This window comes from Chryseobacterium sp. KBW03, from assembly GCF_003852415.1.
Classification (GTDB): Bacteria; Bacteroidota; Bacteroidia; order Flavobacteriales; family Weeksellaceae; genus Chryseobacterium; species Chryseobacterium viscerum.
The window spans coordinates 1-18,547 of the sequence record NZ_QAJO01000012.1 but is presented as its reverse complement, the minus strand read 5'-3'; the positions used below and the strand labels follow the sequence as shown (position 1 = coordinate 18,547).

At 35.5% G+C, this 18,547-nt stretch carries 20 protein-coding genes and 1 tRNA gene; 14 read left to right on the top strand and 7 right to left on the bottom strand.

The window, feature by feature from the left end:
• Positions 1-64: 64 nt before the first annotated feature.
• The 6 genes from DBR39_RS20055 (at position 65) to DBR39_RS20025 (ending at position 3,174) form a co-directional block, all read left to right on the top strand.
• Positions 65-292: a hypothetical protein gene (locus tag DBR39_RS20055; RefSeq protein ID WP_185147236.1), complete on the top strand. Its 228-nt coding sequence runs from the start codon at positions 65-67 to the stop codon at positions 290-292.
• An 83-nt stretch (positions 293-375) separates the two neighbouring features.
• Positions 376-888, top strand: a complete 513-nt coding sequence (locus DBR39_RS20045; protein ID WP_124536053.1) for a methylated-DNA--[protein]-cysteine S-methyltransferase — start codon at positions 376-378, stop codon at positions 886-888.
• A 63-nt stretch (positions 889-951) separates the two neighbouring features.
• On the top strand, positions 952-1,557 hold the full coding sequence (locus DBR39_RS20040; RefSeq protein ID WP_124536051.1) for a CDP-alcohol phosphatidyltransferase family protein: 606 nt from the start codon (positions 952-954) through the stop codon (positions 1,555-1,557).
• A 127-nt stretch (positions 1,558-1,684) separates the two neighbouring features.
• Positions 1,685-2,287 carry a DUF2911 domain-containing protein gene (locus tag DBR39_RS20035; protein ID WP_109738183.1) on the top strand — a complete coding sequence of 201 codons (603 nt, stop codon included), beginning with the start codon at positions 1,685-1,687 and terminating at the stop codon, positions 2,285-2,287.
• 3 nt (positions 2,288-2,290) lie between these two features.
• Entirely contained in the window at positions 2,291-2,818 is a 528-nt protein-coding gene (locus DBR39_RS20030; protein ID WP_124536049.1) for a GNAT family N-acetyltransferase, read from the top strand.
• Entirely contained in the window at positions 2,815-3,174 is a 360-nt protein-coding gene (locus tag DBR39_RS20025; RefSeq protein WP_103234363.1) for a cupin domain-containing protein, read from the top strand. Before DBR39_RS20030 ends, DBR39_RS20025 begins: the two co-directional genes overlap by 4 nt.
• 77 nt (positions 3,175-3,251) lie before the next feature.
• On the opposite strand, the gene DBR39_RS20020 is transcribed toward DBR39_RS20025, so the two are convergent.
• Together DBR39_RS20020 and DBR39_RS20015 are read right to left on the bottom strand one after the other, a co-directional pair.
• Positions 3,252-4,007, bottom strand: coding sequence for a LytR/AlgR family response regulator transcription factor (locus tag DBR39_RS20020; RefSeq protein ID WP_124536047.1), 756 nt, complete (start codon positions 4,005-4,007; stop codon positions 3,252-3,254).
• Complete coding sequence (locus DBR39_RS20015; protein WP_185147235.1) at positions 4,004-6,883, bottom strand: histidine kinase; 2,880 nt, start codon at positions 6,881-6,883, stop codon at positions 4,004-4,006. The genes DBR39_RS20020 and DBR39_RS20015 overlap by 4 nt, the downstream gene beginning before the upstream one ends.
• 225 nt (positions 6,884-7,108) lie before the next feature.
• On the opposite strand from DBR39_RS20015, the gene DBR39_RS20010 reads away from it, so the two are divergent.
• Both DBR39_RS20010 and DBR39_RS20005 read left to right on the top strand, forming a co-directional pair.
• Positions 7,109-7,990 carry a T9SS type A sorting domain-containing protein gene (locus tag DBR39_RS20010; RefSeq protein WP_124536043.1) on the top strand — a complete coding sequence of 294 codons (882 nt, stop codon included), beginning with the start codon at positions 7,109-7,111 and terminating at the stop codon, positions 7,988-7,990.
• A gap of 200 nt (positions 7,991-8,190) precedes the next feature.
• Positions 8,191-8,571, top strand: a complete 381-nt coding sequence (locus tag DBR39_RS20005; protein ID WP_124536041.1) for a PEGA domain-containing protein — start codon at positions 8,191-8,193, stop codon at positions 8,569-8,571.
• A 68-nt stretch (positions 8,572-8,639) separates the two neighbouring features.
• On the opposite strand, the gene DBR39_RS20000 is transcribed toward DBR39_RS20005, so the two are convergent.
• The 3 genes from DBR39_RS20000 to DBR39_RS19990 form a co-directional block, all read right to left on the bottom strand.
• Positions 8,640-9,383 carry a dienelactone hydrolase family protein gene (locus tag DBR39_RS20000; protein ID WP_124536039.1) on the bottom strand — a complete coding sequence of 248 codons (744 nt, stop codon included), beginning with the start codon at positions 9,381-9,383 and terminating at the stop codon, positions 8,640-8,642.
• Positions 9,384-9,444: 61 nt separating this feature from the next.
• A complete protein-coding gene (locus DBR39_RS19995; protein WP_124536037.1) occupies positions 9,445-10,056 on the bottom strand; it encodes an HAD family hydrolase in 612 nt (203 codons plus the stop codon).
• A 59-nt stretch (positions 10,057-10,115) separates the two neighbouring features.
• On the bottom strand, positions 10,116-10,547 hold the full coding sequence (locus DBR39_RS19990; RefSeq protein WP_124536035.1) for a type I restriction enzyme HsdR N-terminal domain-containing protein: 432 nt from the start codon (positions 10,545-10,547) through the stop codon (positions 10,116-10,118).
• Positions 10,548-10,554: 7 nt separating this feature from the next.
• On the opposite strand from DBR39_RS19990, the gene holA reads away from it, so the two are divergent.
• The 3 genes from holA to DBR39_RS19975 all read left to right on the top strand — a co-directional run bounded on the left by holA (position 10,555) and on the right by DBR39_RS19975 (position 13,585).
• Complete coding sequence (gene holA / locus DBR39_RS19985; protein ID WP_109738187.1) at positions 10,555-11,592, top strand: DNA polymerase III subunit delta; 1,038 nt, start codon at positions 10,555-10,557, stop codon at positions 11,590-11,592.
• Positions 11,593-11,813: 221 nt separating this feature from the next.
• Complete coding sequence (gene trxB, locus DBR39_RS19980) at positions 11,814-12,755, top strand: thioredoxin-disulfide reductase (RefSeq protein WP_103234558.1); 942 nt, start codon at positions 11,814-11,816, stop codon at positions 12,753-12,755.
• Positions 12,756-13,207: 452 nt separating this feature from the next.
• Positions 13,208-13,585 (top strand): VOC family protein, encoded by a 378-nt coding sequence (locus DBR39_RS19975; protein WP_124536033.1) that lies wholly within the window; start codon positions 13,208-13,210, stop codon positions 13,583-13,585.
• Positions 13,586-13,933: 348 nt separating this feature from the next.
• Here the strand turns inward: DBR39_RS19975 and DBR39_RS19970 are convergent, their stop codons facing one another.
• Both DBR39_RS19970 and DBR39_RS19965 read right to left on the bottom strand, forming a co-directional pair.
• Entirely contained in the window at positions 13,934-14,785 is an 852-nt protein-coding gene (locus DBR39_RS19970; protein ID WP_124536031.1) for a hypothetical protein, read from the bottom strand.
• Positions 14,786-14,979: 194 nt separating this feature from the next.
• Positions 14,980-15,342 carry a helix-turn-helix transcriptional regulator gene (locus DBR39_RS19965; protein ID WP_317127295.1) on the bottom strand — a complete coding sequence of 121 codons (363 nt, stop codon included), beginning with the start codon at positions 15,340-15,342 and terminating at the stop codon, positions 14,980-14,982.
• A 141-nt stretch (positions 15,343-15,483) separates the two neighbouring features.
• On the opposite strand from DBR39_RS19965, the gene DBR39_RS19960 reads away from it, so the two are divergent.
• The 3 genes from DBR39_RS19960 to DBR39_RS19950 all read left to right on the top strand — a co-directional run bounded on the left by DBR39_RS19960 (position 15,484) and on the right by DBR39_RS19950 (position 18,360).
• Positions 15,484-16,182: a hypothetical protein gene (locus DBR39_RS19960; RefSeq protein ID WP_124536027.1), complete on the top strand. Its 699-nt coding sequence runs from the start codon at positions 15,484-15,486 to the stop codon at positions 16,180-16,182.
• A gap of 104 nt (positions 16,183-16,286) precedes the next feature.
• Positions 16,287-16,371 (top strand) — tRNA-Ser (locus tag DBR39_RS19955).
• A 615-nt stretch (positions 16,372-16,986) separates the two neighbouring features.
• Complete coding sequence (locus DBR39_RS19950) at positions 16,987-18,360, top strand: hypothetical protein (protein ID WP_124536025.1); 1,374 nt, start codon at positions 16,987-16,989, stop codon at positions 18,358-18,360.
• Positions 18,361-18,547 lie beyond the last annotated feature (187 nt).

The window sequence follows — 18,547 nt, the reverse complement described above, 5'->3', positions numbered from 1 at the left end:
GTGATTAGTGTTTTAAAAATTTAAAATTACCCATTATCTTTGGAATAGCAAATAGTAAAATGAAATGGTTGAAAAATTGCTTCAAAGCGGAATCCATTGGGAAAAGAAAGAATTCAGACGACAGGAGTTTGTGAAGATTTCGGGCAGTACAGATACCTCTATTTATTATATTGAAAGTGGGAGTGTCCGGATCTTTATGATGGATGAAAATGAGGAAAGAATCATTCGTTTTGGATACACCGGAAATCAAATTGAAGCTGGGAGATACCTTCCGTTTTGTTATTTATCATAATACAAGGCATATGGAACAGATAAAAAGAATAGTAATTCATAAAAAAGAACATAGGGTTTTCAAAAAGGCTTAATTTTAACTTAATGGAAATCATACACCAAAAAAACATATCAACCCCTCTGGGGGAAATGATTGCCTGTGCCGTTGATCAGGGAATTTGTCTGCTTGAATTTACGGACCGGAAAAATATCGAAAAGCAGCTGAAGGCCTTATCAAAAGCTTTGAATGCAGAAATTGTACAAGAAGAGCATCTTCATTTCCGACAATTGGAAGATGAGCTAAAAGAATATTTTGAAGGAAAAAGAAGCCAGTTTGAAGTTCCGTTGTTTATTACGGGAACAGCGTTTCAGGAAAAAGTATGGCAGCTTCTCCGTGAAATTCCAATGGGAGAGATAAGAACTTATAAGCAGCAATCAGAATTTCTTGGAAATCCGAAAGCAATACGTGCAGTAGGAACAGCCAACGGAATTAATAAAATTGCCATATTAATTCCCTGCCATCGTGTAATAGGCTCAAATGGCGAATTGGTAGGCTATGCCGGAGGTATCTGGAGAAAACAAAAATTACTGGAACTGGAAAAGGCTATTTTGTTTTAGAAATAGTAAAGACATTTTTATCCCTATCTTTCACCACTTAAAATAAGTTTTTCCTATCTTTTTATGAAATCGAAAATCCCGGCTATTTTAATTTTTTCCAGACTGATTATTGGGTTTGTCATCATTTCTTTAAGTCTTCTCAAAATAGAAAACTATCAGATCATTGCTGTTGTTCTTTTATCCATAGGATTATTGACTGATATTTTTGATGGTATTATAGCAAGACATCTTCATATTTCAACTCAGAAACTCAGACGTCTGGATTCTACTGTTGATCAGATCTTTTTCGTCTCGGTAGGAGTGGCTACTTATATTCAATGTCCTGTGTTTTTCGAAACAAATGCTTACAAAATAGCCATTCTTGCAGGATCTGAAGTTCTTATTTATCTGGTAAGCTTTTTAAAATTCCGAAAAGAAGTAGCAACACATTCTATCGGGGCCAAAATCTGGACTTTATTACTTTTTGGAACATTAATTCAGGTTATTTTACAATGCCAGTCAATTGTTTTATTTAATCTTTGTTTTTGGATTGGTCTGCTTACCAGAGCAGAGATTATAGCGATTCTTTTAATACTCAAAACCTGGACTAATGATGTTCCTTCTGTTTTTCATTCAATCCAGCTCAGAAAAGGAAAAGAGATTAAAAGAAGTAAAATTTTCAATGGCTAATATTGATTTTAAAAAGGATTTGGCCGGAATAATATGTTAATAGAAAAATATCGGTAAAACAAAAATTATTGAAATTAGAGAAAGCTATTTTATTTTGATTTTCGTAATTTTAAGCAAAAATTTACACGTGAAAAATTTAATAGCAGCAGTTTGCATTTCAATTTCAGCATTCAGTTTTGCACAAGATTATTCTGTGCCGGCAGCAAGTCCGCGTCAGAAGGTTGAGCAGCAGTTTTCAATGTCTAAAATCTCTGTCGACTACGGAAGACCAGGAGTGAAAGGACGTAAGATCTTCGGAGAATTGGTTCCTTATGGCCAGGTTTGGAGAGCAGGAGCTAACTCATCTACGAAAATTACCTTCGGACAGGCCGTTAATTTCGGTGGAAAAACTGTACCGGCAGGAACATACGGGCTATTTATTGTTCCTACAGAAAAAGAATGGAAAGTGATCCTGAATAAGGATTTCCAACAATGGGGTGCTTACACTTACGATCCTAAACAGGATGTAGTAGATGTTATGGTGCCGGTTAATAAACTGACTGACAAACAGGAGTGGTTTGAAATTACTCTGAATCCTACAGATGAAAACTCAGGGAACTTGGTGATCAAATGGGATATGGCTCAGGCTGAAGTTCCATTGAAGCCATCAAAATTAGATACAGTAATCAAGATTTCTGACAAATTGAAAGAAATCAAGAAAATAGAATCTGATTCAACTAAAAAGAGCTAAATAATGAATTTTTCTATTCAGCCTGTTTTAGAGAATGAAGAATTTCAATTAATCCCCTTACAGCAAGGGGATTTTGAATCTTTATATGAAGTAGCTTCCGATCCTAAAGTTTGGGAACAGCATCCCAACAAAGACCGTTACCAGAAAGAGGTTTTTAAAAATTTTTTTACAGGAGCTATGGAGAGTGGCGGTGCTTTCAAAATTATAGAGAAAGCTACCGGAGATGTATTGGGAAGCAGCCGCTATTACGACTTTGATGAAGAGGATAGTCATATTTTTATCGGATATACTTTCTATGGGACAAAATCCTGGGGTAAAGGGATCAATCCGCAGGTTAAAAAGCTGATGCTGGATTATATCTTTCAGTTTGTAGATAAGGCTCATTTTCATATCGGAAAAGAAAATTTCCGTTCTCAAAAAGCTTTGGAAAGGCTTGGAGGGCAAAAAATAGCCGAAGAAGAAGTCGCTTATTTTGCAGAGCCTACAAGAACCAATTTTGTATATGAAATCAAAAAAGGAGACTGGGTATGAAAAAATATAAAATCCAGCAATCTCCATTTGTCGTTCCTACTACAGACGGAAAACTGATTGAAGAACATTGGGGAAACTCCACTGGAAATTCCAATGTTTCTATTGCTCATATGGTAGCCCCTCCGGACTGGAGTGAACCTCATCAGACCCCTGAATTTGATGAATTTACTTATATTATTTCAGGGAAAAAGCAATTTGAAATCGATGGTGAGATGGTAGTCCTGGAAAAAGGGCAGAGCATTCTTATTGAAAAAGGAGCGAGAATTCGGTATAGTAATCCGTTTTCGGAGCCTTGCGAATATCTTGCGATCTGTCTTCCTGCATTCTCTATGGAGCTTGTGCACAGGGAAGAATAAGGAGATTAAAAAGTTTTAAAAAATAGAAAGGCAAATTTGCAAAACAGCAGATTTGCCTTTTTTCTTGTTAAAAATTACTATTTCATTCTTTTAATAATCCGGAGAAACTCATCTTTTTTCCTTTGTGATACCTGTAAAGAGGTTTCGTCACTCATAATGATATAGCCACCCCGTCCACGGATATATTTTTCAACATGCTGGAGGTTAATAAGGTGTTGATGATGGATGCGGACAAAACCCTGCTCTTTCAGTGTTTCTTCAAAATAGGCGAGGGTGTGGGATACCATCATTTTTTTTCCTCCTTTGAAATAGATTAAAGTATAATTGTCATCAGCCTGAAGACGCACAATATCCATGGTATGAACGTAGACGAGACCTTCCATGGTTGGCAATGCTATTTTGCTCTGCTCTGCAGGACTTTTAATATGATGGAGCAGGGCAGATAACTGCTGGATTTTATTTTTATCTTCCAAAAGCTTAGCCACCTTATTGACAGTGAGGATCAATTCATGAATCACAATGGGCTTCAGAAGATAATCCACCGCATGATGTTTGAATGCCTGTACAGCATACTGATCATAAGCGGTAACAAATACCGTATAAAAATTACTGTCGGATACCTTTTCAAATAGTTTAAACCCGTTTTCAACAGGCATGTTGACATCCAGAAATACCAGTTCCGGAGATGTTTCTCTGATGATCTCAGCGGCTTCATTTACAGAGGCGGCTTCTCCTGTTATTTCAATATCCGGGCAATATTTGGATAAGAATCGAAGAAGGGTTTCACGTGATTCCTGTTCATCGTCTACTACAATAGATTTTATTCTGCTCATAGAAAAGGAGTGTTTTTGATGGTTATTTTGACGATTGTTCCCTGTGTGGAGGGGCTTATGATATTTTTATCAGTGATTTCCGTAGAAATAGATGTTCCATAGAGTTCATTGATGGCAGAAATTCTGCCTGCAGTAATTTTCAAGCCCATAGATTTATAATCGTCCGGTCTGCTGTCGAATTCACGGGCTTTCTCAAACCCAACGCCATTGTCTTCTACAATACATATGATAGAATCTTCGCTCCGGGTGCATGAAATCCGAAGAATTCCTCCTGTTTTCAGGTGTCTCAATCCATGGCTGATAGAGTTTTCGGTATAGGTTTGAAGCAGCATGGTGGGGATTTTTAATTGTTCCAATCCGGTTTCTACTGAAATCTCATATGTAAAATGATTTTTAAAACGCATCTGCTCCAGTTCAATGTAAGTTTTCAGCATAGCCATTTCTTTATCAATCGTATTCCAGTGCTCTTTGGAGTGGGTGAGGGTCTTTCGGATCAAATCTGAAAAAGCAGCCATATAATAATTGGCATTCAATTCATCTTCTTTACCATAATAATTCTGGATGGCATTCAGGACGTTGAAAATGAAATGAGGGTTGATCTGAGCACGGAGAGCCTGCATTTCCAGTTCAGCGATCATTTTTTTTCTTTCCGTTTTCTCCGCTTCTTTTTTGCGGATAATATTCACACGGTGTCTGTATATAATGATAATGAAAACCAGCAGTAACAGGAATATTCCTCCCATAAACCAAAGTTCTTCCCAAAATGGAGGTTTTACCGAAATAGCCAGTACAGCGGGAGTTTTATTCCATATATTATTTTTTCCGGAGGCCCAGATGTTGAGGTGATAATTACCGGGCTTCAGAGCCCCTAGATTTAATGTACTTTCTTCTGTAATAACCGTATCATTTTCTGCTCCCGACAGAAGATATTTATACTTAATATCCTTTTCATCCAGATAAGAAATAGCGGTATAGGAGATCTGTGCGTTGTTCTGATTGTATTTCAGGCTGATCTTTTTAGGATAATAAACGATGCTGTCTCTGAAGGAGGCTTTCAGGAAATACACTTTATAAGGCTGGCTTTTGCTGACCTGATCCTGATTGATGACAATAATTCCATTGGACGTAGCAAGAAAGGCTTTTCCTTCCCCGAATGTAATCATATTGATCATGTGACTCGGAACTCCGTCAGCCGCTGAAAAGTGATAAATAGAGTAGTGCATGCGATCATCAAAGGTAACTCTGGATAATCCTTTGTCTGTATTGATCCATAATCTTTCCTTCTCGTCTATATAGGCTTTTTCACAAATATTACTGATGAGTCCATTGGTTTTATTCAACTTAATTACTTTCTGGCCATCCCGAATGAAAATACCATCAGAATGAGTGCTGATAACAAGCCTGCCTTTCAGGAAATTCAGTGAGGTGATGCGGTTTCTGCCTAAAGCAGGATCCTGAATGAATTTATGTAAAGCTGGATCGTAATAGAATAGCCCCTGCAAAGTTCCCAACCAATAAATTCCCCTGGAGTCAATAGCGGTAGCGGGAGCTGCAACGGAGGTATTCAATTTGGGAAGTTCAGTAAACTTTCCGGTATTAATATCATAGATAAGATGATTTCTATTTTGAGTACCGGTTTGGCTTATCAGTATTGTATTATTTCTGATAGCTGCTGATTTCTCAGAAAACTCCAGAATTTTCGTGTAGGTATTTCCAGTAAGGCTGCATTTAAATAATCCCCGGTCTGTTCCTGCTAAAAACAGGTCATTATCAATAGATAGAATATACCGGAGTCTGTTCCATTGTCCGTCACCCAGAGTATATAATGGCTTGAAACTATTTTTCTCCCTTATCATAATTGCACTGTTGCTATATCCTGCCAGAAGCTTTCCTCCCGGTAGATACTTTACAGTTAAAACATTATTATCTATGAGTCCGTCAGCTGTAGTATATACTAGTGTTTTATTGGCAGGCTGCATATATACTCCTTCATTGGTAGCATACCAGCAGTTGCCTTGCCGGTCTATAAAACTGCTATAGCTTACAATGCCTTTCATTGCAATATACTGGAGATTTTGCCCCGAAGGTTTATCGGGATCATATTCCAGAACTCCACTGGTGGTGCAGCTCCATATTTTACCGTTTCTATCTACAGTAACGTCAAGGATATTACTGGGCATTTCAATTTTTTTCACCACAGGCCTACCTTCTTTGAACACGATATCATACAATAAATTGATATACCTTACATACAAATGTCCATTCAGATAAAAACAAGATCTTACTACTTTTTCTTTAAATATATGCACTATTGTTGATCCCGGATGATTTTTCTTTATGATCTTTTTTGCAGAAATATAATAATCATTGCCCTGATCAGAAAAATGCATGTGGGGGGATTGTGATGTGCTGTCTTTTGGATTGGAAATATCATTTTCACCTATAATATATTTTTTATGCCGGTTGGAATAAAGATCCCATCTTGGGGCAATATCATAAAAACCGATTCCCCTTTTTTCCATAAGGCGGCAGAGCTTATCATTCTGTACAGAATATACCTTTCCGTTATAGATATAGGTAGGACTTCCGTTATAAGTGCCTATCCACAAACGCTGCCAGGAATCTTCCCATGCCTGAAATGTTTCATTGTCGGGAAGTCCATGATTACTGGTGATGGTCTCAAAATGATGCCCGTCAAACCTGGAAATTCCCCAGCTGGTACAGAACCACATAAATCCCTTGCTGTCCTGATATACTGAATACACTGTATTGCTGGGTAACCCGTCACTTAGACTATAATGACGAAGTTGGGGCTTCTGACTGTACATCAGCAGGCTATGAAACAACAGGAATAATATGAGGCGGTAATGATACATAGTTTTCAGGCTAATATAGAAAAATATCAAGAATGGAAAATGCATCAATACGTCATATTTGCTACTATTCTGCTCATTCAAAGTATCAATATACTCGATTAGGTTTTTATTCTGCTCACTTACTCATTTGTTCTTTTTTTTTCTTTAAAAAAGAGACAACTTGTACCTGTTTATCGGCAATGGCGTCCCGAATGATAAAGAACGCTATCATTAAAATATACCTTTATGAAAAAAACTCTAACTAAGATCTTTGGATCATCAGGCTCATTTTTAAGAGCAGGAAAAGTAGGCTTTCTTCTTTTTGCCGCTTTATTTTGTAGTACGGCTTTAAGTGCCCAGATAATAATAATTACTGATCCTGGTGTTCCCTCTCTTCCTTCTAGCACAAAAGTGCAAATAACAAGAGCAACAGGGAATTTGCCATCTCCTGTATCATTGGAAATTAAGTCAGGGTCAACAACAGAAGCTAACACTTTCCTTCAAAACCCACCTACTGGTACTACCAATACCTTTACTTATACATTTCCACAGCTTTTTACCCTTCCAGGAAATCCAGCAGCAGTAAGAACCTTTAGAGTTTCTTTCTCTAATCCTGGAATGACCAGTAGATATTATCCGGTTCCAACTACGATTGGGGGATCTACTACAATTATTCCTGGATTTAAGACAAGTGAGATGGACCGTGGCCTATGGTATTGTGCAGGTCCTGATACCAGCTTTGGATATGGAGTAATTCTTACCCGTACCAGCTCCACTACATACCTTATTGAATGTACTAAATTCTTCTGCCATCTATGTGATCCATGTACTCCTGTCACTCCAACTGTAAGCAAATCAGGCGCAACTGAGCAGAATAATAAAATGAAACTCTACCCAAATCCAAGTAATGGATACGCAGAACTTGAATATATGGCTTTAGGAAAAGAATCTATTACTGTAAATGTAGCAGATATAGCAGGAAAAAGCATATACCAATATAAAACAGATGTGACTTCCGGGGTTAATAAACTACCCATAGATATTCAAACTTCGGTATCCGGAACCTATTACGTCAACTGGCGTTCCAGTAACGGAAACTCCGGATCACTGCAATTGATAAAGAAATAAATATGTACCGGTAAAAACTAATATTGATGAAAAAGGCGCACTATGGTGCGCTTTTGTGATTTATATACCCTGTTAAAAGAGAGTTATTTTCTTAAAATGCCTATGAAATCTGATTTTTTTTCATAGTTTTTTCAAAATTGATATCGGTTGTTTTAAATTATTTTGTAAGTTCGCGGGCTTAAAAAAACTATTTAAAATATATGAAAAACAAATTAGCGGCTGTACTCATGCTGGGGATCACACTTTCTACTACTTCATGTGCAACTATTTTTACAGGAACTCAGGATTCAATAGCTTTTTCTTCAACTCCTGAAGGTGCAAAAGTATTTCACAAAGGAATCGAAAAATGTACAACACCTTGTACGACGAAAATCCCAAGAGCTTTGGGTAAGCAGATGATTACATTTGAAAAAGAAGGATTTGAAAAGAAAGAAGTAAAATTGACAAAAAACTTTAATGCTGTAACCTTACTGAATATTATTCTGGGAGGTGCTATCGGAGTGGGAATTGATGCGGCTACAGGATCTCTGACCAAATATTCTCCAAAAAAATATGATGTTGAGCTGCAAGCAAAACCATAACAGGATAAAATGTAAAAGGGAAAAGTAAAAAGGCAAATTCGCAGTCAGCGGATTTGCCTTTTTTATTCTTATTTCAGTATTTCTTTCAGGAACATCAGGGTATGATTCCAGGCTCTTTTAGCCATTACTGCATTATAATCCGGTGATTTCGGATCTGTAAACGTATGTTTTGAATGAGCATAGGTGATAATCTGCCAATCAGCGTTTCCTTCGTTCATCTCTTTGATGAGGTTATTATAATCATCAGGCGTTACACTTTTATCATCAGCTGGATTTTCAACCAGTATTTTAGCACTTAAAGCTTCATTTTTTCTGCTCTGATCTCTCGTAAGACTGCCATGGATGGAAACAACACCTGCAACAGGCAGATGTCCTCTCGCGGATTCTAACGCACCCGTACCTCCAAAGCAATAGCCAATAACAGCTACTTTGTCAGAAATTGCTCCGTTTTTCTTCAGCTGCTCCAAAGCCAGCGAAATTCTTTTCTGATATTCCTGATAATTCTGCTTATAATATCCTGAAGTTTTTGCAGCAGATTCATTGTCTGCAGGAATTTTCCCTTCACCGTAAATGTCAGCGATAAAGGCAATATAACCTTGCTTTTCAAGTTCAATAGCTGCTGTTTTGGCTTCTTCATCAATCCCTTTCCAGGCGGGTAGAATCAATACTCCCGGAAGTTTTTTTCCTGCATTAGAAGTGATCAGACCATTCAGTTTCTGAGAACCGTCCTGATAAGAAACGGTTTTAAGTTTCTGACTGAAAAAGGTACCTGAAGCCATAATCATTGTGGTTAATAAGATTGAACGTATCATAATTGTTTGTGAATTAGTTAATTGTAAAACAGTATTAAAATTAAGGAAATATTTAAAAGAGTTAAACTTCAACTCCAACTTTCTTTAATTCTTTTGTTAAATCTGTATCCGGAAGCACCTGAATGGTAATGAATCCCAGTGATTTCGCCATTTCAATATTTTTCGTATTATCATCAATGAAAACCGATTCGTCAGCTTTGATATTGTATCTGTTTAACAGAACGTGCCAGATTTTAGGATCAGGTTTGATGAGTTTTTCTGTTCCGGAAACTACAATTTTACCTTCAAAAATTTGGAAGAAATCATAGTTTTCTAGTGCGTAAGGGAAGGTTTCTTCAGACCAGTTGGTCAATCCGAACAGATTATAGTCTGTATTTTTAAGCTTTCTCAGAACCTCTACGTTCTGTGGGATGTCACTTTTTAGCATGACCGTCCAGTTATCGTAGAAAGCGCGGATCTCTTTTTCCCATTCAGGGAATTTTTTCACCTGTATTTCTGTTCCTTCAGCAAGGCTTCGTCCTCTGTCCTGTTCTATATTCCATTCATCCTGGGCGATATTTTTCAGGAAATATTCCATTCTTTCGTTATCGTTAAAATATTCTTTGAAGAAATATCTTGGATCCCAGTCCATGAGTACACCTCCGAAATCGAATATGATGTTTTTTATTTTCATAATTAATATTGTTGTGAATTACTGCTGAGAGTGATTTTACATTTAATCTCTGCTTTTATTTATTCCGGTCTGTAAAACTGATACTGCCCGTCTTTATAATAAGCGTTGATATGCTGAAGCCCATTGGTCAGTATGATTTCCTTGGCTCCAATAATGGAATTATATCTGGCTGTTTGTTCAAATGTTTTTTCCGTGAGTTTGATCTGTGGAGCCTTGCATTCGATCAAAATTACAGGTTCCGTTTTTTCAGTAACCAGGAGGTCAATACGTTTGGTAAGACCATTCAAAACGATCTTCTTTTCGGTAATGAGGGCCGATGCAGAATAGGATTTTACAGTAAGGTAATAATGTATCCAGTGCTGTCTTACCCATTCCTCAGGAGTGAGCAGAAGATAAGTTTTACGAACCAAATCATAAATAAAAAACTTATCTTTGTCTTTCTTGAATTTAAAATCAAAAGTTTCCTGAAAATTCAGTTTTGGAAGTTCCATTAATAAGATGAAAGAATTAGATTTAATCCTCAAAAATATTAAAAATAAAGAAGTTTTACCTATTTATTTTTTCCACGGAGAAGAAGCTTACTTTATTGATGTCGCTGTAAGAGCTCTTGAACACGGCTTTTTGGAAGAAGATGAAAAAGCTTTCAACCAAACGGTTACCTACGGAAAAGATACTTCTTATCAGGAGGTGCTTTCTCTGGCGAGACAGTTTCCAATGATGGGGGACAAACAGGTGATTATTGTGAAAGAAGCTCAGGATTTAAGACTGAATGAAGAGGAAAACAGAATTCTGGAATCCTATGTAGAAAATCCAATTCCTTCTACAGTTTTGGTTTTCGCACACAAACATAAGAAACTGGACAGCCGAAAAAAGGCAGCTAAAGCATTAGACAAGGCTAAAGCACTTTTCCTGAGTGAGTCTGTAAAGGAAAATAATCTTCCAAAATGGATATCAGATGAATGCATAAAGCTTGGCATCAAGACAGCGCCCAATATTTCTCATCTTCTGGCAGAGTATCTTGGAAATGACCTGTCAAGAATTGCCAATGAACTGAACAAACTGAAGATGATCCTTAAAGAAGGAGAAATCCTTGACGGGGCGATCATTGAAAACCATATCGGAATCAGTAAAGAATACAATATTTTTGAACTTCAAAAGGCTTTGGGAACCAAAAATGCCAATGCAGCCTTTAAGATTGCCCATTTTATGGGGAAGAATCCGAAGAACAACCCTTTTGTAATGATGCTGGCAAGTCTTTACAATTATTTTTCCAACGTTATTATTTATCAGACCATGGCCGGGCAGTCTCCACAGACGATTGCATCACAGATGGGCGTAAACCCTTATTTTGTCAAAGACTACGCAGAAAGTGCAAGACTTTACCCTTTAAAACATGCCACAAGAGTCATTTCTATTTTACGTGAATTCGATATGAAAGGAAAAGGCCTTGGAGCAGTGAATATGGGTGATGCAGAACTGATCAGAGAGCTTGTGTACAAGATTATCAATGTAGATAAGATTAAAATGAAAGTGTAATGCGTGTTGCGAGGCAGCGAGATACGTGATTCTAGATATGACAGGTACGAGATATGAAAACAGGAGTGTTAGATTTTGCAATCCGAATCCCAACCCTCCCAACAATCACCATCGAAATTCAACATATCAGATATTGACAAGTATCATTAAAATAACTTTAAAAAGACGGTAAAAATTACGAAATTAGCGGTCTTAATTAAATCTTTTCGAACAAGTAAATTATGGAGCAAAATATTTTAGATTGTGTGATCGTTGGATCTGGGCCTTCTGGCTTTACCGCTGCTATCTATGCAGCAAGAGCAGATTTGAAACCTGAATTGTATACAGGTTTGGAGCCAGGCGGACAATTAACAACCACTACTGAAGTTGATAACTTTCCAGGGTATCCAGCAGGGATTACAGGTCCTGAAATGATGATGGATCTGCAAAAACAGGCAGAAAGATTTGATACCAAAGTTCATTATGAAATGATCACCAGAGCTGAGTTTTCTAAGGAAGTAGGCGGTGTTCACAAATTATATGCAGGAAACAAAGAAATCCTTGCAAAAACAGTCATTATCTCTACAGGAGCTACAGCAAAATACTTAGGTCTTGATGATGAGAAAAAATATGCAGGAGGAGGGGTTTCAGCTTGTGCTACCTGCGATGGATTCTTCTACAGAGGAAAAGATGTAGTGGTAGTAGGAGCAGGAGATACTGCAGCAGAAGAGGCTACTTACCTTGCAAAACTATGTAAGAAAGTAACTTTATTGGTAAGAAAAGACGTGTTCAGAGCTTCAAAAGCAATGATTCACAGAGTGGAAAATACTCCGAATATCGAAGTGAAGTTTCACCATGAATTAATCGGAATTGAAGGTGAAAACAGTCTTGTAGAAAGAGCAGTGATTATTAATAATCAGACTCAGGAAAAATCTACAGTAGATGTTGAAGGGATCTTTATCGCAATCGGTCACAAACCGAATACTGATATCTTCGCAGGTCAGATAGATCTTGATGAGAACGGATATATCGTTACTGAAAAAGGTTCTTCAAGAACAAATCTTCCGGGCGTATTTGCTGCTGGAGACGTTCAGGACCATATCTACAGACAGGCTATTACAGCTGCCGGAAGCGGATGTATGTCTGCAATGGATGCAGAAAAATATTTAGCTGAATTACACTAGTAATATTTAGTTTATAGAATACAAAGCGTGCCCAATGGGTGCGCTTTTTTTGTTGTGTTATTGTGTTGGGAAAACACAAGGGTGTAAGGTTTTTTAAAATTTTTTGAACCATTAAGGAATTTGAAGCTGTGAAGGAAAGTTAAGGGAAACATCAAAGATGTTTTAGAAAGCGTTGTATTTCATCTTAATATTCTTAAAAATTTAAATCTTCTTAATGGTTTTTAAAATATGCGGTTATCAATTTTATCGCAGATAAAATCCTTGCGCCTTATAGCAGGCTGCTTTACGATGATTAGCGCCTTTGCGTTTGCCAACAATCTGTACCCTATTAATAGCAAAAATTCAATTAAGATCGTGAAATAGTAACAAAAACATTGATATATTTGTGAAATTGCAAGACGATCCAAACTTGCAGCTAAAGAAACTATAAACTGAACAAAAACGAATAAAAAATGAAAAGAGTAACCGCTATCGGAGGCATCTTCTTTAAGTGTAAAGAACCTGAACAAGTAAACGAATGGTATAAGACTCACCTGGGATTGGAAACCAGTCCATACGGAACTAAATTCGACTGGAGAGAAGCGGATTCTGATAAAAAAGGATATACACTATGGAGTCCTTTTAAGGAGTCTACCCAGTATTTTGAGCCTTCCACAAAAGAATTTATGATCAATTACCACGTAGAGAATATTGAAGCCTTGGTAGAAGAGCTGAAAAAAGAAGGAGTAACGATTCTGGATGAGATTGCCACGTATGAGTATGGAAAGTTCGTTCACATTCTGGATCCGGAGGGCAATAAGATTGAATTGTTCGAGCCGGCAGGAGAATAGTGCATCTGTAGACCTATTTTCCTGATTGGTCATTTCGAAGAAATACAGTCTGTTATTCTTATTAAATGGTCAAAAGAACTATTGAGTTCCTGCGGAATGAAACCATAGAAATATGGTTTTTATAAATGTAAATTTATCTTTCCATAGAAATCCGGTTACGATTATTCTGAAAAGGATGTATTGGAAAATTACAATTCTGGGAAATACAACCATTGAATATGACGGAAAAATTCCCCTCCTTTGGAGGGGTGGCGAAAATTCAAAGAATTTTTGACGGGGTGGTTTTACCGCAATTTATATAAAAAACGGCTTTCTAATGAAAGCCGTTTTTTGCATTTATTATTCTGTTTAATCCAAAATATATATTTTCTTCTCTTTAAGATTGAACCCTAGTTTTTTACCCAGCCAGTTGATACTCGTTTTGCCTTCATAGATAAGACCTTCTACAAAAAATACATCAGGTTTTTCGACAGTTGCAAAAGAGGTTGAAATAGAGCCAATGCTACCTTTATAAAACTTAGTCGTCAAATCAGGATTGAATTCACTTTTCTTCTCCACTACCTGCAGACCTTCTTTTTTGATATCCAGGGTATTCATAAGGCGTTCACTCAGCCAAAAAGAATCTTTGCCGGCACCGGAATCCAGGAGAACATTGATCTTATATTTATTGTTCAAGAGTACATAGGCCGTAATATCCAGAGACTGATCTGCATTGGTAGACAGCTGGATATCCATCACTTTTTTACTGCTCAGTTTTTCTTTTGGAAAAATAAGTTCTTTGGTCGTATAATCGATAATAAACTCTGTATCATAAAGCATTGGAAGGGATATCAAACCATCAATTCCTTTGATTTCCATCTCATGCGTGGCATACCAGGTATCTTTAAATTTTTTACCATTAAAAATAATCTCTTTTGATTTGAAGAGGGGAATGGTCATTTTTTCGCCTGTTGCCCGGAAGGCTGTTAGGTAGTTGTATGTTTCTTTTGGTGCGAGATCTTTGGAGAAATTGTTCAGAAAAAGATTGATCCCTCCTCCGGTATCCAATATAAAATTTCCCTTTTTACCATCTACTTCTGCCCCTACAATCAGGTGGCCGGATGGAAGTATTGACATGGGCATTTTCTGTGCAAAAGTCATAGAAGAGAAAGCTAAGGAAGCGGTAATAACCGTGTTTTTGATAAAAGATTGAGTAAACATTTGAAAATAGTATTATTAGTTTTTAGTTCTGTTATAGGGTGATATGAATCTTTACAAATATACTCTATTCTTATCACGGTAAGTTATATAGGCTCTATAAAAAGAGCTTTGGGAAGGGGAGTAGGTGGGTTTGGTGGTCATAAAAGAAAAACGGCTTCCATTGGAAGCCGTTTCTGTTATTTATATAGAGGAGATTACCCCTTTTTTAATTTTGCATTTTCTTCTTTTAAAGCCTTAATCTGCTCTTTCAAAAGATTAATATATTCCTGCTGATTTTCTAATAAATACTCTGGAATATTACAGTATTGATTGTAATTGATACTTGAATTATCATTAAGAGTAGGCTTGTCATTGTGTTGTATTTGAGGTGCTTTTTCTTCTTTGATATCTTCTACTGAAACATCCAAAGCTTTAGCCAGTTTTTCCCATTCCTCATCAAATATTCTGACTTCTCCGCTTTCTTTTCTGCTGTAGTTGGAGACATCCGTTGCAAGAATATCAGCAATCTGTTGCTGAGTATAACCTTTCTGCTTTCTTATAGTTCTTAGTTTCTCCATTGTCATAGGGTAGCTGTGTTTTTACAAATGTAGTGAAAAATGTGGATGTTTTTTAAATAGAGTTTAGAAGTTTTTGGATCATGGAAAACCTTATTGTTTGTATAAAATAATTGTAGATATTTGGGAGATAAAATTATAATTATGCTTGATAATCATACAGAAATTTTTGGTAATTTATGCAATTTCACGGATAGGTTTAATGAATTAAAAATTTATTCTAAAGAATTAGCAAAAATAATAGAAGATGAAACACTAAAATATGTTTCAGACCAGGAACAGTATGATATAAAAACAGAAGAGTTTGATAGAAAGTTTCATTTTGTAAATGATACATTTAAAAGGAATTTAAGAACATCTATAATTGTTTCTCTTGTTACTATTATGGAAAATGAACTTCATCAGTTTTGTAATATGATGAAAAGAATAAATAATATAAATATTAAACACAATACATTTAAGGGAACAATTTTAGAACAATTTAAAATTTATATAAATGATGTTGTTGATTTAAGATTTGAATTATCAAAAAATAATTGGAAACTAATTAATGAAATTATAGAATTAAGAAATTGTATTGTTCATCATGATAGTAATTTAGAAGATTGGTATGGCCGTAAGTTTGCTAAAATTGAGGTAATAAGAAACCTTTCACAAGCAATTCCTTCTATAATTATTGATGAGAAATCCAGTAATATTATATTAGATGATGGTTCTTGTAATGAATGTATCACTGTTGTACAGTCCTTTTTTGATAATTTATATAAGCATACATTATTACTTTACCCAAAGGCTAATTCTACTTCTAATATTTTTAATGAAAATAATTCCCTTGATTTCTAGTCTATTATTAAGTTTTGTTAAAATTTGTGTGGGAAAAGTTTTGCAGAAAATAAAAATCGTTCTATATTTGCACCACTGAAAACAACGGTATAGCCGGAGTTTAGGGAGAGATGGCAGAGTGGTCGATTGCGATAGTCTTGAAAACTATTGACTGTAACAGGTCCGGGGGTTCGAATCCCTCTCTCTCCGCAGAAAAGCCTTGAATCAATTGATTCAAGGCTTTTTTTATTTCTAGATAAACAGAATCAAACTTCAACAGAACCATTCGCAAAAGTTAGAGGACATATATTCTACAATGGGAGTAGGATTGACATTTTCACGCAAGGGATTAATTATTCTTAAAGCATAAGATAAGGAGACAAAAAGATAATCAATTTCACTGCTTTTTCTAAACTGTCACATAAGCTATGCAATTTCTTCAGACTTTGCTTTTCTTTAAGAGAGAACGCTCAAATCATTTTTCTTTATATCAAATAAAAGGGTTAAAGTTGACTTTTCTCTAAGAGTAAAGTGAGCAAATCATAATGATTACAGTTATGCTAAGAGGATTTTTCCTGAGTGGCAGGAAAGTACTGCCTACTGTAAGTACGATGTGAGCTTCTTGCTAAGGGTACCTTGAAACGCTGTTGTAATTAAGGCAAATATTTCAATTTTTTAGAGTCTTGTTGGTATATCATTTCATCTATGTAACTTTTAAGTCAACAATATTGTCTTTTAATAATCAATGAATAGTGTTGAAAATAATTTCTCCTCATGAGACTTAGTTTAATATCCTATTAAGAATTAATACATTACACAGGAAATATGAAAAATAGTTTGTTAGTATTTATGTTTTTAATTATTACGGTTTTAATCCCTGGACAAAAGCCGATTCTGCATATCAAATATTCAGAACCCCTAAGTGTTTTTATTTTTTTAAAAAAGCTCAGCACGCATCGAGGTGATAATCCATTTAAAACAGTATTTAAAAACTCGAAATTTAATACAATTAAATATCAGGAACTTATCACAAAATTTGATAATCTAAAATTAGACTATACTTTTCAATTTTATGGTTATCCTTACGGTTCAAAATTCCCCGGAACGACAGAAGCTCTTTTAAAAAAGAATTTAATTGCAGCTTCAAGCTTAAATGAATTTAAATTAAATTCTACAGGACTCCTTCCTAATAATTCAATAAATGAATTAGTTCTAATTCTTTCTGAATTTACCCCTATATATAATGAATTGATTTATAATCCGAACAAGGTGAAATTTGAAAAGCAGATCAAAGACATTTCTAATTATGTAATTGACAAAGATATTTCAGAATATTTTGAAATTGGTTTGACTTTTTATAATTCAAATTGGGATTATTCTATTCCTTTCGAGGTTGTTTTCTATCTATTACCCGATTCGCAAGGATTTACCGCAGAAGCATTTTATAATAATGCTGTATGTGCTATACAAAATGATTTTGATGATTTTAATTTATTAGTAAGCGTTATGCTCCACGAAGTATACCATATTATATATGATGAACAATTCCTTAACTTAAAAAAAGATATTTATAATTATTTTAAGGACAACACTTCAAAATACAGCACCTATGCTTACTTGCTTTTAAACGAATCTTTGGCAACTGCACTTGGAAATGGGTATGTTTATGAAAGCTTAATTAAAAAGCCAGATACTACGGATTGGTATAATAGGAAGTACATCAACCTAATGGCAAAAAAAATCTATCCTATGGTGAAAGAATATATTATCAAAAAAAAATCAATTGATAAAGAGTTTATTGACGAATATATTAAATTGTATGAAAAAGATTATCCCAATTGGATCCATGAACCAGACAATACGATGACCTATCGGTACATTATGACGGAGAATGAAAAGGATCTTGATATTTTCAGTAAATATTTCCCATATTGTTCTATGTCGGAAGAAGAATATCATATTACAGAGGCAGGCATAGAAAAAATGAAAGTCACACCGTTATCTAAAGTGATCATTGTTTCCAAAGACAATAAGATTCAGTTAAACCTAATTAAGAAAAAATTTACTGAACTTAAAAACTGGAATTATAAAGCCGAGAAAGAGTTTGTTTACAATGTATTATTAAACGATAAAACGCAGCTTTATATTATAAACCAACTTACTACCTCAACAGAAGTTTTAATTAAGAATCTTCCATAAAAATGCAGATAATTAAAGAAGATTTAAAATAAACGCTGTAACGATATACTTGAATGAACCCATTGTAAAAACAGAAAGTATTAATTGAATTTTTTGTTTAGCCCACAACTTTTGAGGCTCATGCGCTTAATAATCTGCTCTGTGAAAAAACTAATTATTTCGTTGGATATGGTAAAAAAGGCCCGGA

Bases quoted from the DNA above. Each gene is read 5' to 3' on its own strand.
- DBR39_RS19950 (WP_124536025.1), top strand. From the start codon at position 16,987: ATGAAAAATAGTTTGTTAGTATTTATGTTTTTAATTATTACGGTTTTA.
- DBR39_RS19960 (WP_124536027.1), top strand. From the start codon at position 15,484: ATGCTTGATAATCATACAGAAATTTTTGGTAATTTATGCAATTTCACG.
- DBR39_RS20030 (WP_124536049.1), top strand. From the start codon at position 2,291: ATGAATTTTTCTATTCAGCCTGTTTTAGAGAATGAAGAATTTCAATTA.
- DBR39_RS20025 (WP_103234363.1), top strand. From the start codon at position 2,815: ATGAAAAAATATAAAATCCAGCAATCTCCATTTGTCGTTCCTACTACA.
- DBR39_RS19990 (WP_124536035.1), bottom strand. From the start codon at position 10,547: ATGGAACTTCCAAAACTGAATTTTCAGGAAACTTTTGATTTTAAATTC.
- DBR39_RS20000 (WP_124536039.1), bottom strand. From the start codon at position 9,383: ATGATACGTTCAATCTTATTAACCACAATGATTATGGCTTCAGGTACC.
- DBR39_RS20045 (WP_124536053.1), top strand. From the start codon at position 376: ATGGAAATCATACACCAAAAAAACATATCAACCCCTCTGGGGGAAATG.
- DBR39_RS20010 (WP_124536043.1), top strand. From the start codon at position 7,109: ATGAAAAAAACTCTAACTAAGATCTTTGGATCATCAGGCTCATTTTTA.
- DBR39_RS20020 (WP_124536047.1), bottom strand. From the start codon at position 4,007: ATGAGCAGAATAAAATCTATTGTAGTAGACGATGAACAGGAATCACGT.
- DBR39_RS20005 (WP_124536041.1), top strand. From the start codon at position 8,191: ATGAAAAACAAATTAGCGGCTGTACTCATGCTGGGGATCACACTTTCT.
- DBR39_RS19970 (WP_124536031.1), bottom strand. From the start codon at position 14,785: ATGTTTACTCAATCTTTTATCAAAAACACGGTTATTACCGCTTCCTTA.
- DBR39_RS20040 (WP_124536051.1), top strand. From the start codon at position 952: ATGAAATCGAAAATCCCGGCTATTTTAATTTTTTCCAGACTGATTATT.
- DBR39_RS19995 (WP_124536037.1), bottom strand. From the start codon at position 10,056: ATGAAAATAAAAAACATCATATTCGATTTCGGAGGTGTACTCATGGAC.
- DBR39_RS20015 (WP_185147235.1), bottom strand. From the start codon at position 6,883: ATGTATCATTACCGCCTCATATTATTCCTGTTGTTTCATAGCCTGCTG.
- holA (WP_109738187.1), top strand. From the start codon at position 10,555: ATGAAAGAATTAGATTTAATCCTCAAAAATATTAAAAATAAAGAAGTT.
- trxB (WP_103234558.1), top strand. From the start codon at position 11,814: ATGGAGCAAAATATTTTAGATTGTGTGATCGTTGGATCTGGGCCTTCT.
- DBR39_RS20055 (WP_185147236.1), top strand. From the start codon at position 65: ATGGTTGAAAAATTGCTTCAAAGCGGAATCCATTGGGAAAAGAAAGAA.
- DBR39_RS19975 (WP_124536033.1), top strand. From the start codon at position 13,208: ATGAAAAGAGTAACCGCTATCGGAGGCATCTTCTTTAAGTGTAAAGAA.
- DBR39_RS19965 (WP_317127295.1), bottom strand. From the start codon at position 15,342: ATGGAGAAACTAAGAACTATAAGAAAGCAGAAAGGTTATACTCAGCAA.